This window comes from Alicyclobacillus shizuokensis NBRC 103103, assembly GCF_001552255.1.
GTDB classification, from domain to species: Bacteria; Bacillota; Bacilli; order Alicyclobacillales; family Alicyclobacillaceae; genus Alicyclobacillus_G; species Alicyclobacillus_G shizuokensis.
The window spans coordinates 16,163-30,645 of the sequence record NZ_BCQV01000041.1 but is presented as its reverse complement, the minus strand read 5'-3'; the positions used below and the strand labels follow the sequence as shown (position 1 = coordinate 30,645).

Here is a 14,483-nt window from a genome sequence, read left to right as displayed (position 1 = left end):
AGTTGGCGTAAGCGGGCGAATAGCGCTAATCTGAACAGTGTCTATTGCTTGCAGAGAGGATGGCTGCTGATGGCACGAGAGTTCATTGCGTTTCCGCCTGGCTTTTTGTTTGGCACCGCGACCGCGTCCTATCAGATTGAAGGGGCGGTCCACGAAGACGGACGCGGGGAATCCATTTGGGACCGGTTCTCCCATACCCCGGGCAAGGTGTACCAGGGCCACACCGGTGACGTGGCGTGCGATCACTATCACCGCTACCAAGAAGACGTGGCGTTGATGAAGGAGTTAGGTATCCCGGCCTACCGCTTTTCAATTGCTTGGCCGCGGATTTCCCCTGAAAAAGGTGTGAAAAACGAGTCAGGTCTCGACTTCTATCGGCGACTCGTGGAGGCCCTGCAGGCGGCGGACATCCGTCCGTTTGCGACCCTGTACCATTGGGACCTGCCGCAGTGGTTGCAGGACAAGGGCGGTTGGTCCAACCGGGACACCGCGAAGTATTTCGCTGAGTACGCGTCACTCATCTATGATCAACTGGGCGACGGGATTGCTTCGTTCATCACGCACAATGAGCCGTGGTGCGCGGCTTTCCTCGGCCACGGATTTGGCGTACACGCCCCCGGCCACACCGACTGGCGAGAGGCGTTCCAGGCGGCGCACCACATCCTCTATTCCCATGGCCTGGCCGTACAGGCGCATAGGGCGAGCCGCCACAAAGGGGAGATAGGTATCACGCTCAACTTCACCTGGGTGGACGCGGCCACGGACAGCGCGGAGGACAAAGCGGCGGCTGAAGTGTCGCACGCGTTCAACAACCGTTGGTTCCTGGAACCCATTGTGGGCCGCGGCTATCCCGAGGCGTTTCAAGGGATGGTCGAACAGCGGGTGGGACCGTTTGACTTCATTCGGTCTGGCGACTTCGACGTCATCTCGCAGACAATCGATTTTCTCGGCATCAACTTTTACACCCGCAGTGTCGTCGCGGCCGATCCAGACGACACCGATTTCGGCGTCCGGACCTTGGAAGCGCCGGCAGACAACCGGACGGAGATGGGATGGGAGATTCATCCGGATTCCTTGTATCGCATCTTGACCTGGATCCAAAACGTGACTGGCGAGTTGCCGCTGTACATCACCGAGAACGGGGCCGCGTTTGCCGATGAGCTTGTCGATGGGCGCGTGAAGGACCCGCGCCGCGTGGATTACATCGCGGATCACCTGGAGGCGGCCAAACGGTTTATCGACGAGGGCGGGCCCCTCAAGGGATACTTTCTCTGGTCGTTCATGGACAACTTTGAGTGGGCGATGGGGTATTCGAAACGATTCGGCATGGTCTACGTCGATTACGAGACGCAGAAGCGGGTTGTCAAGGATAGCGGTCGCTGGTTCAGTGAGCAGATAGCAGCGCACAGCAGTCAGGTGCGCGCCTGACCGCGCGGGGGGCCGCTATTTTGGCCTCTCGCCTTCCGGCAGAGCGGCGCCAGGTGGGGGGAGCGACGTGGCCAAACGTGTGACCATGCAACAGATTGCCGATCAGGCGGGGGTCTCTAAATACGCAGTCTCGAAAGCGTTATCAGGGCAGAGTGGAGTGAGCGAGGAGACCCGCCAACGGATCGTCGAGATTGCCATGCAGTTGGGGTACTTCCTGCAGGGAGCCCCGCAGCAGGCCGCACGCTCACGCGGTAGTCTGAGTCAGCGCAAGAGCAACACCATCGTCGTGCTGATGCCCAACGTCCGCTTTCAGCACCGGGGTTCACCCTACTGGGGGCGCATCATCGATGGCATCACGCAGGCCATCCGCGCTCGCGGCCTCGGGATGATCATCATCACCGAGCACTCGGCCGAGAACCTGCTGCAGGTGCTCAATCCCAACGGTCTGCTCGGCATCGTCGGCGTGGGGATGATTCCCGGCCCCATGTTGTTGGAGATTCATCAGCTCGGCATTCCGTTCATTCTGGTCGACCACCAGGGCTCCTCGATTCCCAGCGACAGCATCTTTGCCGACAACATGGAGGCTGGACAGCGCATAACCGAATACCTCATCGCCTCCGGCCACCGAAGGTTGCAGTTTGTGGGTGACCTGCACTACTCTCAGAGCTTCCGCATGCGCTGGGAAGGGTTCCGGTTGGCGCTGGAAGAGGCGCAGATTCCGCTCACTCAATCGCCGGAACTGCTCCGCGATATGGGGCGCGACCGGGGGGCGGACGTGCGCCGCATCGCGCAGTGGGCGCGGGCCCTGATGGCCGAGGGCAGTCTGCCGACGGCGCTCGTCTGCGCGAACGACGGAGTCGCCATCAGCGTCATCCAAGGTCTCGGCCAGTTGGGCCTGAAGGTGCCGGCGGACGTTTCCGTCACTGGATTCGACGACATCGACGAGGCGGTCCAGGTGCAGCCCAAGCTGACGACCATTCGCGTAGACAAGGAACAGATGGGCATGCGCGCGGTGGACATGCTGCTCAGGCGCTTTGAACACCCGGAAGCCCCGCGGGAAAAGCTGCTGCTGGCAGGCGAGTTGGTGTTTCGCGAATCGGTTGCGAGGTGTCTGCGACCCAGCGTCGGAGGGTTGAGCGAGCCAGTGGCCGAATTTGCCTTGGACACGGACGGATCCTCGTTGTAGGGGCCTTTGGCGCCGTTGAGGGAACCGTCGCAGGTACGGTGTGGCCCTGCCTTCAGCATGGTACAATAGACGCGGACACGAGCAAGCCATCAAGACGGGTCCGCCGGTCGGCCAGTATCCGGCGGACAACCTGGCAGGGAGGGCTGCGACGTGAGGGCGGTCTACATCGAAGCGTACGGCGGCAGGGACCAGTTGAAGTACGGAGAGCTGCCGCGGCCTGCGATTGGCGCGGACGACGTGTTGATTGAAGTGCATGCGGCCGGGGTGAACCCGGTTGATTGGAAGATTCGTGAGGGGTATTTGAAACAGCGCTTGAACTACACGTTCCCGCTTATCCTCGGGTGGGATGCCGCAGGGGTCGTGGTAGAGACCGGATGGAACGTCACGCAGTTTCGAGTGGGGGACAAGGTGTTCACCCGTCCGGCGATCGAACGCAACGGCAGTTATGCCGAATACCTGGCGGCGCCCGAACGGCTGGTGGCGCCGATACCGAAGAATATCAGCTTCGAGGAGGCGGCCTCCATCCCGCTGGCTGGCCTCACGGCTTGGCAGGCGCTGGTGGATACGGCCCAGGTGCGAGCCGGCGACAAGGTGCTGGTGCACGCCGGGGCGGGCGGTGTCGGGGTGTACGCCATCCAAATCGCCAAAGCGTACGGCGCCTATGTGGCCACGACGGTCAGCGAACGCAATCTCGATCTCGTCCGATCGCTGGGAGCGGACGTTGTCATCGACTATGTCCAGGAGGATTTTGTGGAACGGGTGCGGGACTACGACATCGTCCTGGACACGATGGGTGGCGACGTCCAGCGACGCAGTTACGATGTGCTCAAGCCCGGCGGCATCCTCGTTTCCATTATCAATCCGCCTGATCCCGATACCGCTGCCAAACACAGGGTTCGCGCTGAGTACTTCTTTCTGGAACCGGACGGCAAGAAGTTGGCCAAGTTGGGCGAACTTGTGGAGCAGGGGCGAGTGCGTCCGGTAGTCGGCCACGTGTTTCCGTTGGAACAGGCGGCGAAGGCCCACGAGTTGAGCGAGAGCCATCACGCTCGCGGGAAGATTGTGCTGCAAGTGAGGTGAAGACGTGACGCCGTCATGGGGCCGGAACCTGAGACCGGCCTTCTTGTTGTGCAAAGTCCGCTGCCCGTGTGGGCGCTTCCGTTTCCTGAGGAGGTGGACGCCGTCGTGGCGCCGGTGGTCGACGTCTGTTCGTTGGCTGTCCGCTACGTCTTGGGTGACCTGAATGAATTTGACCGCAAGCGGTTCGAGCGGCACCTGCGCACCTGTCCGAAGTGTCGGCAGGACTGTCGCGAATACCGGGAAGTCCTCGAGTGGATGCGCGCGGAAGGGACCGATTGGCTCCAGGAATCCCAAGCGCCGCCCACCCGAGCCCGCTGGCGGGTGCGCCTGTCGGCCGCGCCGCTGGCAGTGACCGCAGTGATGGCGTGGTTTCTGCTGCCGCATTGGCTGCATCATCATGATCTGCGTCTCGGGTCCCATCTCGCCTCCGACGTGCACAGCGAGGTTACGCGGTCAGCGATGCACCTGGAGCGTGTGCGGGGCGTGGCGGGGATGGATTTGCGCCATTTGGACAAAGCCACCCGTCTTGCGTTTGAGGCGGCGCAGACGAGCCTGGCGAGGCCGGGGCGGATGCTGTGAACGCCAATGCCATTTTCACCCCGAAAGTAAGCATAAGATAAACGGGGGCAGTGTACAAAACAGCCACAGAAATCAGGGTTCATGGGTTCGTGAGCCCTGTTCTTTTATTCCTTCCAGCGTGCTGAAGACCGGGACACCAGACAGAACGCGAGACAGGATGAGCACAGCTGAGCATCATTCCCGGCTTGCTTAACGTAACAATGTTATGTTACACTAATGCGCGGAGGGGTGCCTATGGATGCGGGTCAGCATGGTCATACGGATGAAGACCTGATTTCGAAGAAAGAACTGCTGGAACAGACCGGCATCTCGTACGGACAGTTGTACCGCTGGAAGCGAAAAAATCTGATTCCGGAGGAGTGGTTCATTCGCCGCTCCACCTTCACGGGACAGGAAACATTCTTTCCCCGACAGCAGATTCTGGCGCGCATCGAGAAGATCCAATCGATGAAGGACGACCTGTCGCTCGATGAGATGGCGGCGATGTTTTCGCCCAATCCGGCGCGGTTGACTTTGTCTCCGCAGGAGTTGTTGAAACGAAACATTGTTACGAAGACCGCCCTCGACTGTCTGAACAACCGTGCGGGCAACCCGCCTGTGTTGACGTTTGAACACATCCTCTCCGTCTACGCTGCGGATCAAGCTTTGCGGACGGGGACGGTGAACCTGGACGAGGCGGGACTGATGATTGAGGTGCTGATTGAGCATTACCCGCGCTTGGAAGGGCGAGCATGCGACCTGTTGGTCGTCCGCAAGCTGGGAGTGACCATGTGTTGCTTGCTGGCGAACCCGGCTGAGGTGTGGTGGGATGCGGCGTCTCATGTGGCTGTCCACCTGCACCTGGCCGAGTGCGTCGAAGAGCTGAAAATGAAACTGGCGCAGGAAACGGAGGGGAAGATGTGAAGCAGGCGGGCAGTGATCTGGTGATTCACGGCATAGGGTCGAGTTCCGGTGGTGTCTTTCGTGACGTGAGCATCCACGGCACCGGGCGCGTCTCGGGAGACATCACCTGTGAGCGCTGGGACGCCCACGGCACCTGCCGCGTGATGGGGGATGTACAGGCGAAGAGGCTGGCCGTGCACGGAACCTTTCATTGCCACGGGGATGTGGCGGCGGGAGAGATGGCCATGCATGGCAGCGCCTCGGTGGATGGGCAGATTAACATCCAACTGCTGTCAGTGCACGGACGGATCGCCGTGGCGGGGCCTGTGAAGGCGGAACGGGTGGAGATGGAAGGCGTGCTGCGCGCCGACGCCGACTTCCAAGCCGAGCAGATGCGGTTGCGCGGCGTGTTGTCGGTGGATGGACTGCTCAACGTGGGACGGCTGGAAATCGACCTCTACGGTCCCTCGCAGGTGCGGGAGATAGGCGGTGGCCATGTCTCCATTAGGTCGGCGCGCCGGCGTGGCTGGTTCCGGTGGATCCACCCGTTCCGCCGGCATAAGCTGACCGCTTGGGTGATTGAAGGGGATGAGGTCTACCTGGAGGACACGCAGGCGCAGGTGGTGCGCGGAGCAAACGTGCGCATCGGGCGTGGCTGCGAGATTGGGCTGGTCGAGTATACCGGGTCCCTGGAAAAGGCCCCGGAAGCGCGCGTTACCGAAGAGCGAAGGGTGGGCGGTCCGGATGCATCAGAGTGAGGCAGGGGTGCGCGATGTGCGCATCACGGGCGAAGGCACCTTGGGTCCCGGGATGTACCGGGACGTTCACGTGCTCGGCAGCGGTGCCATTCAGGGGGATTGCCGCTGTCGCCGGTTCAAGGTGCATGGGGAGGCGGAATTGGCCGGCCGCATGGACGCGGATTCGTTGCACGTGTTTGGCACCCTGGATGTGCGGCATGGACTTGACACCAAAGCCATGCACGTGTTTGGCACGCTGAGCGCCAGCGATGATGTGCACGGCGGCGAGGTGCGGGTATTTGGCCTGATGGAGGTGCATGGGGATCTGGCGGCGGACACCCTGAACATTCACGGCGTGGTGACGGTGGACGGAGGCTGCCAGGCGGAGTGGTTTTGCTGCCGCGGTGGGGTGCAGATAGAGGGCCTGCTCAACGCGGGCATCATCCGTTTTGACCTGGGCAACCCGGGCTTGCCATGCGTGGTCAGGGAAATCGGCGCCGAACGGATTGAGGTGCGCAGGCGCCGCGATCTTGTGGCGGCCATCCACCGCATCATCCACCCGCGTGGGAGTGCCTCGAACCGGCTTACCGCCAGCGCCATCGAGGGCGATGTGGTGACGCTGGAGGACACCGAGGCGGATGTGGTCCGGGGGGACCAAGTGGACATCGGATCGGGTTGCCGGATTCGCCGGGTGGAATACAAATCGGTCTATCATCAGGCGGATGACGCCAAGGTCGAAGAAGTTGTACAGGTGTGAGGGGGAGAGAGTGATGGCGCAAAGCGCGAACTCAAACCGTCTGTCCTGGATCTTCGCCGGACTGATGCTGGGAATTTTCATCGCTTCGATGGACGATACGATTGTCTCCACCGCCATGGGGACGATTGTCGCCGACTTGGGCGGCATCGACCGCTTTGTATGGGTGACGTCGGCGTACATGGCGACGCAGATGGCCGGCATGCCCATTTTCGGCAAGCTGTCGGATATGTACGGCCGCAAGCGGTTCTTTATGTTCGGGATTGGCATGTTCCTGCTCGGCTCGGTGCTCTGCGGCACCGCCCAGAACATCGTCCAACTCAGTCTCTATCGGGCCCTGCAGGGCATTGGTGGCGGCGCCTTGATGCCAATTGCGTTCACCATCATCTGGGACGTGTTTCCTCTGGAGCTGCGCGCCAAACTGGGCGGCATCTTCGGCGCCGTGTTCGGCCTCTCTAGCATTGCCGGGCCGCTCATCGGCGCGTACCTGACGGATCATGTCAACTGGCGGTGGGTGTTCTACATCAACCTGCCGCTCGGGCTCATCGCCTTCCTGCTCATCCTGGTGGGATATCACGAGTCCTCACGCCATGAGCGTCAGATCATCGACGCCTGGGGCGCAGGGCTGTTGACGCTGGCCGTGGGCAGCCTGATGTTCGCGCTCGAGCTGGGGGGCACCACGTACGCTTGGGGTTCCTGGCCCATCGTGGTTCTGCTGGTGGCGTTTGCGGCGTTCTTCCTCGCCTTTCTGTGGGCCGAAAGCCGGGCGGCCGAGCCGATTGTCTCGTTCGCCATGTTCCGCAACCGCCTGTTTGCCACCAGCTGCCTGGCCGGGCTGTTCTACGGCGCGGCGTTTGTCGTCGCGACCGTGTACATTCCCATCTTTATCCAGGGGGTGATGGGTGGATCGGCCACCAATTCGGGGCTTTTACTGCTGCCGATGCTGCTCGGCAGCACCGTGGCCGCGCCGATTGGGGCGCAACTGTCGCAGAAGGTCAGCTACCGTAGCGTCATGGTCGTCTCGGCGCTCATCCTGTGCGCCGGCCTGGCCCTGTTGGCCACCCTGTCTCCCAGCACGCCGCGCGTCTGGCTGACGGTGTACATGGTGATTGTCGGCCTGGGGACCGGCCCGTCGTTCTCGGTGCTCGGGATGTCCGCCATTCATCACTTCGGTCAGCGACAGCGCGGGCAGGCCAGCTCGACCTCCAGTTTCCTGCGCATGCTGGGCATGACGCTCGGCATCAGCGTGTTCGGTGTGATTCAGCGTGACTTGTTCCAGCATCGCCTGAGCACACTCTTTTCCGCCGCGGCGGCCCGGCTCCCGCAGGGGGTCAACTTGGCCGATCCGCACGCGATGCTCACCCCGGCCCTGCGCGCGCACATCCCGGCGTTCGTGCTGGATAAGCTGGTGCCGGCCTTGTCAGCGTCCATCTCGCACACGTTCACCTGGACGCTGTTTCCGGCCGCGTTTGCGCTCCTGTGCGCTGTGCTGATGGGTCCGTGGAAGATGACGAAGGACGCCGCCGGCTTCGCGGGCCCCGGCAGCGCCCGGGAAACGGGCCAAAAGCAGGCGGGCGGTGCAGTCTGACGTTGCCGGCCGGACACCGGCGCGGCAGCAAAGTGGCGTGGCTGTTGCGCCCGGCGCTCGGCGGACTTGCCGGAGCCCAGGCAGCCGGGTCCTGCCGGATCGCGCCCCTTCCACCCTGTTGGTCGCTGACCGTCCTGTGGGCTATACTGGCAGCAACAGTGCATTTCATCGCTGGACCACGGGGGACGGTGAAGGGTTTGGAGGAGATTCGCCGCTTGACGCAGGAAGAACTGGGAGAGCACCTGGCGCTTGACGAGTTCGCCTTCCAGTTTCAGTTTGATGCCGATACGCGTCAGCAGGTGCTTGAGCAGACGGACGCGTCCACCATTCTCGGCTGCTTTGTCGATGGGCGGCTTGCAGCCCAAGCGCAGGTTTTGCCTTTGACCGCCTATGTCGCGGGTGTGTCGTACCCGATGGGGGGGATTGCGTCGGTGGCCACCTGGCCGGAGCACCGGCGTGGCGGCAAGGTGGCGCGGCTGCTGCGCCGGGCGTTGGTCGAGATGCGGGCGGCCGGTCAGTCTCTCTCAATGCTGGCGCCGTTTTCTTTCTCCTTCTATCGAAAGTACGGCTGGGAGATGTTGATGGAGCGGCGTATGTACACCATCCCTGAGCCGTGGTGGCCGCGCTTTCCCGATACCGGCGGACGCATGGAACGCTGCCAGGACGGACAGCGTCTTGCTCCCATCTATGAGGCGTATGCCCGGCGCTACACCGGCATGCTGCAGCGTACAAGCGATTGGTGGCAGCAACGGATTGCCAGACGCAAGCCTGGGGTGTGGGCGGTGTACATCAACGCGGCGGGAGAGGAGACCGGTTATGTCCTGTACCAGGTCAAAGACTCCCTGTTGACCGTGCACGAGTGGGTCCATCTCGACGAGGACGCGCGGCGCGGCCTGTGGAACTTCATCGCCAACCACGACTCGATGGCCCGCGAGGTAAAGTTGACGGCGCCCCTCGACGACACGTTGCTCTACCTGCTGGAGAACCCGCGCATCCAACACGAGGTCGATCCGTATTTCATGGCCCGCATTGTCGATGTGGAGTCGTTCTTGCGCCGGTATCCGTTTCGTTCGCTTGGTGACGCGGTGAGCGTCACCCTCTCGATTGCCGATCCGTGCGCGGACTGGAACCAGGCGTCCTTTCACGTGCGTGTAGGTGCGGACGGGCAGGTCGGTGTCCGTCGTCTGGGCGGACCGGAGGTGGTGTGGGAGGCCGTTTCCGGCATACAGGATAGCGCCGCCGTGGACGTGGACGTGCAGGACCTGGCCGCGATGCTGCTGGGGTATCGGCGGCCACGGCAGCTGGCGGAGTTGGGGCGGCTGCGCGCGCGACCCACCGGCGTCGAGGTGTTGGAGCAGTTGATTCCGGAACAAACCCCGTACTTGCTAGACTTCTTTTGAGCCCCGGCCAAACCTTGGTCAGGCGCCCGAACCTGAGTTTCGCCTGCGTCCTGAGCCCTGCTCGGCCTCGGCGGCAAGGCGCCCAGCGTGAACCGAGCACAGGCCCCCGACGTATAGGGGGCAAAGAGCCAGACTGGGCGGGCCGGGCTTACGATCCTGCTTGACGGCGCAGGCGAGACGTCTCGCCTGCTACCGCTCTGCCACGCTTTGCGTCATCCACTTGTCGGCCCATTTCTGCACCTCGTCCATGACGGGGGCTAATTCCCTTCCCTTATCGGTAAGTTCGTACTCGATGCACACTGGAGTCGCTGGATAAACCGTGCGGCGGATAATTCCTTCAGCTTCCAATTCCTTTAGACGCTCCGAGAGCATCTTGTCACTCATGTGTTCAATCGCATCGGCGATTTCCTTGAACCGTTTCGGCCCTTCCAGCAAGACGCGGATGATGAGCCCCGTCCAACGCTTGCCGAGGATGTTGAAGGCCGATTCGAATTTCGGACACATCCGGTGCATGGGCACACCCCCTCACTCGTTGCCCTTCTCTTTACTTTACCACGAATGGGAGTGTCCGTAACCGGGCCGCCGCGTTGATTGAGGAAATTTCCACAACTTACATCGGAGTCGGCAGCGGCATGCCGGCCCTGCATACCCCGGCTGCGAGGGCGCTCGGCCGGCGCGCGGAATTCGTTCACTCCCCCTCGGGTTTGATCCGTTCATAAACCAAGAAGGTATGTGGGTACGGGTTGCTTTCATTCACGCGGCCTGGTTCCTCAAAAACGAGACGGAACTCTGCAGCGTCCCAGTCTGGAAAGAACGTGTCGCCCGCGAAGTCGGCGTGCACCCGCGTGATGTACAACCGGTTGGCGCGCGGCAGAAACCATTCGTAGAGGGCCCATCCGCCGAGGATGAACACCTTCCCGGGAAGGTTTAGGACCGCAAGCGGATCGTGCAGGACGCGCACCCCATCGGGATGGAAGCGTGTGTCTCGGGTCAACACGACGTTCAGGCGTTGGTCGAGCGGGTGGCCGATGGACTCGTAGGTGCGCCTGCCCATCACCACGGTGTGTCCGAGCGTTAGGCGGCGCAGGCGGCGCAGGTCGTCCGACAGGTGCCAGGGGATGCCGCCGTCCTTGCCGATGACCCGCCCGTTTGCGTAGGCGACGACCAGACTGATGGCATCCGGCTTCATACGGACACCTCGCCGCGAATCGGCGGGTGGGACTGGTACCCGACGAGTTGGATGTCTTCGTACTGGAAGTCGAAAATCGACTTTACGTCCGGATTGAGCACCAACTTTGGCAGGGGCAGAGGATTGCGCGTCAGCTGCAGCTGCACCTGTTCAAGGTGGTTGAGGTAGATGTGCGCGTCACCCAGGGTGTGCACGAACTCGCCCACGCCCAGTCCGGTGGTGTGGGCAACCATGTGCGTCAACAGCGCATAGGACGCGATGTTGAAAGGCACGCCCAAAAACGTATCCGCGCTGCGCTGGTAAAGTTGGCACGACAGCTTGCCGTCCGCGACGTAAAACTGGAACAGCACATGGCACGGTGGCAGGGCCATCTCATTCAGCTCCGGCGGGTTCCAGGCGCTGACAACGAGACGGCGGGAATTGGGATTGCGCTTGATTTCCTCCGTCACCCACCGAATCTGGTCCACCGTCTTCCCGTTGGCACCGCGAAAGGATCGCCACTGTTTGCCGTAGATGGGGCCGAGATCGCCGTTTTCGTCCGCCCACTCGTCCCAGATGGTCACCTTGTGGTCATGCAGGTACTGAATGTTGGTGTCTCCGCGCAGAAACCACAGCAGCTCATAGATGATGGAGCGCAGGTGCAGCTTCTTGGTGGTCACAACCGGGAACCCGTCCTCCAGGTTGAAGCGCATCTGATAGCCGAAGATGCTGAGCGTGCCCGTTCCGGTCCGGTCTTCCTTCTTGACGCCGTGCTGGAGAATGGTCCGACATAAATCCAGGTACTGTTTCATCCTGCGGCCTCCCCAGAAAAAAGTTGGCGCTGCCCATGGCGCCGCGTTGCACACATCACGCCTATCTTAGCCCTTGCGTGAGGTCCCGTCCAGCGCCCCTTGCACAAATCCGTTCCAGGATCTATATTATATATAGATTTAGATTCAGTTTAAATTTAATTTATTTGGAGGTTCCATTATGCAGGAAAAACGTCGTCTGACGACTTCTTCTGGAGCGCCTGTGACCGATAACCAACACTCTCAAACCGCGGGGGTGCGCGGGCCGGTGCTGCTGCAGGACGTTCATCTCCTGGAGAAGTTGGCCCATTTCAACCGCGAGCGCATCCCGGAACGTGTGGTCCACGCCAAAGGGGCGGGGGCGTATGGGTATTTCGAAGTCACGCGCGATGTGAGCCGCTGGACCTGCGCCAAGTTTCTCAGCCAGGTCGGCAAGCGGACACCGGTCTTCATCCGCTTCTCGACCGTCGCCGGCGAGAAAGGCTCAGCTGACGCCGAGCGCGATCCGCGCGGGAACGCCATCCGTTTCTACACCGAAGACGGCAATTACGACATTGTCGGTAACAATACCCCCGTCTTCTTCATTCGCGATCCGCTCAAGTTCCCGGACTTTATCCACTCGCAGAAGCGCAACTCGGCCACTAACCTGAAGGACCCCAACGCGGTCTGGGACTTCTGGTCGCTCTCGCCGGAGGCCATGCACCAGATCACCATCCTGTTCACCAACCGTGGCACGCCGCGCTCCTACCGCCACATGCATATGTACGGAAGCCACACTTTTCAGTGGTACAATGCCGACAAGCAGGCGGTGTGGGTCAAGTACCACTTCAAGACCGAGCAGGGGATTCAGAACCTGCGCCGCGAAGAGGCCATCCGCATCGCCGGGGAAGATCCAGACCACGCTACGCGCGATTTGTACGAATCGATAGAGCAAGGAGACTACCCGGCGTGGCGGCTGTACGTGCAGATCATGCCGCTGGCGGACGCGGACAGCTATCGATTCAATCCGTTTGACGTGACCAAGGTATGGTCGCACAAGGACTATCCGCTGATTCCGGTGGGGCGCCTGGTGCTCAGCCGCAACCCAGAGAACTACTTCGTGGAGGTCGAACAGGCGACGCTGTCTCCGGCCAACATCGTGCCTGGCATCGGCTTCTCGCCGGATAAGATGCTGCAGGGCCGCTTGTTCGCGTACGCGGACGCTCACCGCTACCGGGTCGGTGTCAATCACAACCTGCTGCCGGTCAATCGGCCCCTCGCTCCGGTGGCTAACTACCAGCGGGACGGATACATGCGCTTTGATACCAACGGCGGCGGTCAGGTTAACTACGAGCCCAACAGCTTCCAGGGCCCTGTGGAGGACCCTTCTGTTCAAGCGCCTCCGCTGCCTGTGGACGGTTGGGCCCAGGCTCACCCCGACGCCCACGAGGACGATTACACGCAGGCCGGCGATTTGTATCGATTGTTGGCGGAGCCGGAAAGGCGGGACTTGATTGACAATGTCGCGGCCTCGCTGGGACAGGCGGATCGCGCCATCCAGGAGCGGATGCTGCCGCACTTTTACCGTGCCGACGCAGACTACGGCGAGCGCGTCGCCAAGGCACTCGGGCTCGAATCGGCAGCGAGGGCGGCGGCCGCCAGGCGATAATGGGGGCGCATCGGAAGGCATCGAAGTTCGTCGGACCGCATTGGTCCGGCCTGGTCGGACAGTGCCGGCGTGTGTCGGACCGTACTGGAGTCTGCCGGAGCGGCGCGGACCCGGCAGGCCGCCTTCCCCTGCACTTTTACTAAGGTTGCGCAAGATTCCCTGAACGTCATTGAGCGGCCGGCGATCCCGGCGTACACTCACATAAAGAGGTGTACGTATGGCGGGACAGGATACGGTGATGAAGGCTCTCACCCGTTCGTTGTCCGACGGTGCGTTGGACGTGCTCGGTGTTCGTGGCGTGGAACTGGAGTCGCCCCTGCCGACAGAACTGCCGGCGAATACGCTGCGGATAGACAAGGCTTGGCGTATGCGCGACGGTTGTGTTTTCCACCTGGAGTTTCAGAGCTATCGTGAGCCAACGCTGCACCGCTTTCTTGAGTACGACGCCCGCTTGGCGCGTCAACACATGGCGCGCATTCGGACGGTGGTGTTGTATCATGCGAGTGTAACCAGCGCCTCTGCAACACTGGACATTGGAACTGCGCTGTATCAGGTGGAGAACGTCTTCCTGTCCAATTTGGACGGGGATAAGGCACTGGATCAGGTGGAGGGGCACGTGTGGTCGGGAGAGTGGGAGCCTGGTGACCGACTCCGCCTTGCACTGGCGTTAAACATGAAGGTGAGGGACGCGGCAGAGGCGTTTGAGCGGGTGTTGACGCTTGTACCCGCCCTATCGGACGAGGCGGAGAGGGACCTGGTCGTGAGCGCAATCCTGGTGCTCGGCGCCCCGTCATTGACGGATGTGCAGCGGGCGCGGTTGCGAAGGGAGTTGCGGAGAGTGTCCAAGATTGTCGAGGAGTTGTATCAGGAAGGCAGGGAAGAGGGCCGGGAAGAAGTCGCGCGCAACCTGTTGGCGGAGGGCGTGAGCGTGGACGTCATCGTGAAGGCCACCGGATTGAGTCGGGCGAAGGTCGAGGAACTCGGCAAACAGTTGCAGTGAGCGGGAAGTGCGAAAATGAGCAATAGAGCCGAGGAAAATTCCGTCATCTATCCTGACAGGATGCAAGTATACCCATGATGGTAATCTATTGCTTGGCTCCACGGAGCAACTACAGCCGCAGGCGAGGGAGGCTGTCCCTGCCTGCGGCTGCTTGGACGTCTTGCGTACGTCGGTGCCTGGCGGCCGTTCCGGAATCTATGCTGGAATGTGCGCCGCCTTGACCG

At 61.8% G+C, this 14,483-nt stretch carries 14 protein-coding genes; 11 read left to right on the top strand and 3 right to left on the bottom strand.

Annotation, left to right across the window (positions count from 1 at the left end; translation table 11 throughout):
* Positions 1-69 precede the first annotated feature (69 nt).
* The 9 genes from ASH01S_RS14490 to ASH01S_RS14450 all read left to right on the top strand — a co-directional run bounded on the left by ASH01S_RS14490 (position 70) and on the right by ASH01S_RS14450 (position 9,634).
* Positions 70-1,428 carry a GH1 family beta-glucosidase gene (locus ASH01S_RS14490; RefSeq protein ID WP_067929166.1) on the top strand — a complete coding sequence of 453 codons (1,359 nt, stop codon included), beginning with the start codon at positions 70-72 and terminating at the stop codon, positions 1,426-1,428.
* Positions 1,429-1,495: 67 nt separating this feature from the next.
* Positions 1,496-2,614, top strand: coding sequence for a LacI family DNA-binding transcriptional regulator (locus tag ASH01S_RS14485; RefSeq protein ID WP_083517213.1), 1,119 nt, complete (start codon positions 1,496-1,498; stop codon positions 2,612-2,614).
* Between the two features lie 150 nt (positions 2,615-2,764).
* Entirely contained in the window at positions 2,765-3,694 is a 930-nt protein-coding gene (locus ASH01S_RS14480) for an NADP-dependent oxidoreductase (protein WP_067929165.1), read from the top strand.
* Positions 3,695-3,709: 15 nt separating this feature from the next.
* Complete coding sequence (locus tag ASH01S_RS14475) at positions 3,710-4,273, top strand: zf-HC2 domain-containing protein (protein ID WP_067929164.1); 564 nt, start codon at positions 3,710-3,712, stop codon at positions 4,271-4,273.
* Positions 4,274-4,507: 234 nt separating this feature from the next.
* Positions 4,508-5,176, top strand: a complete 669-nt coding sequence (locus ASH01S_RS14470; protein ID WP_067929163.1) for a YhbD family protein — start codon at positions 4,508-4,510, stop codon at positions 5,174-5,176.
* The gene (locus ASH01S_RS14465; protein WP_067929162.1) at positions 5,173-5,913 is read left to right on the top strand and encodes a polymer-forming cytoskeletal protein; all 741 of its coding nucleotides are present in this window, start codon (positions 5,173-5,175) and stop codon (positions 5,911-5,913) included. The genes ASH01S_RS14470 and ASH01S_RS14465 overlap by 4 nt, the downstream gene beginning before the upstream one ends.
* Positions 5,900-6,649 carry a hypothetical protein gene (locus ASH01S_RS14460; RefSeq protein ID WP_067929161.1) on the top strand — a complete coding sequence of 250 codons (750 nt, stop codon included), beginning with the start codon at positions 5,900-5,902 and terminating at the stop codon, positions 6,647-6,649. The genes ASH01S_RS14465 and ASH01S_RS14460 overlap by 14 nt, the downstream gene beginning before the upstream one ends.
* A 13-nt stretch (positions 6,650-6,662) precedes the next feature.
* Positions 6,663-8,234 (top strand): MDR family MFS transporter, encoded by a 1,572-nt coding sequence (locus ASH01S_RS14455; protein ID WP_067929160.1) that lies wholly within the window; start codon positions 6,663-6,665, stop codon positions 8,232-8,234.
* Positions 8,235-8,236: 2 nt separating this feature from the next.
* Positions 8,237-9,634: a GNAT family N-acetyltransferase gene (locus ASH01S_RS14450; protein WP_067929159.1), complete on the top strand. Its 1,398-nt coding sequence runs from the start codon at positions 8,237-8,239 to the stop codon at positions 9,632-9,634.
* 189 nt (positions 9,635-9,823) lie between these two features.
* Here the strand turns inward: ASH01S_RS14450 and ASH01S_RS14445 are convergent, their stop codons facing one another.
* The 3 genes from ASH01S_RS14445 to ASH01S_RS14435 form a co-directional block, all read right to left on the bottom strand.
* Positions 9,824-10,147, bottom strand: coding sequence for a winged helix-turn-helix transcriptional regulator (locus tag ASH01S_RS14445; protein ID WP_067929158.1), 324 nt, complete (start codon positions 10,145-10,147; stop codon positions 9,824-9,826).
* Positions 10,148-10,322: 175 nt separating this feature from the next.
* Positions 10,323-10,823, bottom strand: a complete 501-nt coding sequence (locus tag ASH01S_RS14440) for a dihydrofolate reductase (RefSeq protein ID WP_067929157.1) — start codon at positions 10,821-10,823, stop codon at positions 10,323-10,325.
* Entirely contained in the window at positions 10,820-11,614 is a 795-nt protein-coding gene (locus ASH01S_RS14435) for a thymidylate synthase (RefSeq protein ID WP_067929156.1), read from the bottom strand. Before ASH01S_RS14435 ends, ASH01S_RS14440 begins: the two co-directional genes overlap by 4 nt.
* Before the next feature lie 178 nt (positions 11,615-11,792).
* On the opposite strand from ASH01S_RS14435, the gene ASH01S_RS14430 reads away from it, so the two are divergent.
* Together ASH01S_RS14430 and ASH01S_RS14425 are read left to right on the top strand one after the other, a co-directional pair.
* Complete coding sequence (locus tag ASH01S_RS14430; protein WP_067929155.1) at positions 11,793-13,259, top strand: catalase; 1,467 nt, start codon at positions 11,793-11,795, stop codon at positions 13,257-13,259.
* Positions 13,260-13,476: 217 nt separating this feature from the next.
* Entirely contained in the window at positions 13,477-14,259 is a 783-nt protein-coding gene (locus tag ASH01S_RS14425; protein WP_067929154.1) for an Rpn/YhgA-type helix-turn-helix domain-containing protein, read from the top strand.
* The last annotated feature ends 224 nt before the right edge of the window (positions 14,260-14,483 follow it).

Bases quoted from the DNA above. Each gene is read 5' to 3' on its own strand.
- ASH01S_RS14430 (WP_067929155.1), top strand. From the start codon at position 11,793: ATGCAGGAAAAACGTCGTCTGACGACTTCTTCTGGAGCGCCTGTGACC.
- ASH01S_RS14475 (WP_067929164.1), top strand. From the start codon at position 3,710: ATGGGGCCGGAACCTGAGACCGGCCTTCTTGTTGTGCAAAGTCCGCTG.
- ASH01S_RS14435 (WP_067929156.1), bottom strand. From the start codon at position 11,614: ATGAAACAGTACCTGGATTTATGTCGGACCATTCTCCAGCACGGCGTC.
- ASH01S_RS14455 (WP_067929160.1), top strand. From the start codon at position 6,663: ATGGCGCAAAGCGCGAACTCAAACCGTCTGTCCTGGATCTTCGCCGGA.
- ASH01S_RS14470 (WP_067929163.1), top strand. From the start codon at position 4,508: ATGGATGCGGGTCAGCATGGTCATACGGATGAAGACCTGATTTCGAAG.
- ASH01S_RS14490 (WP_067929166.1), top strand. From the start codon at position 70: ATGGCACGAGAGTTCATTGCGTTTCCGCCTGGCTTTTTGTTTGGCACC.
- ASH01S_RS14460 (WP_067929161.1), top strand. From the start codon at position 5,900: ATGCATCAGAGTGAGGCAGGGGTGCGCGATGTGCGCATCACGGGCGAA.
- ASH01S_RS14440 (WP_067929157.1), bottom strand. From the start codon at position 10,823: ATGAAGCCGGATGCCATCAGTCTGGTCGTCGCCTACGCAAACGGGCGG.
- ASH01S_RS14425 (WP_067929154.1), top strand. From the start codon at position 13,477: ATGGCGGGACAGGATACGGTGATGAAGGCTCTCACCCGTTCGTTGTCC.
- ASH01S_RS14445 (WP_067929158.1), bottom strand. From the start codon at position 10,147: ATGCACCGGATGTGTCCGAAATTCGAATCGGCCTTCAACATCCTCGGC.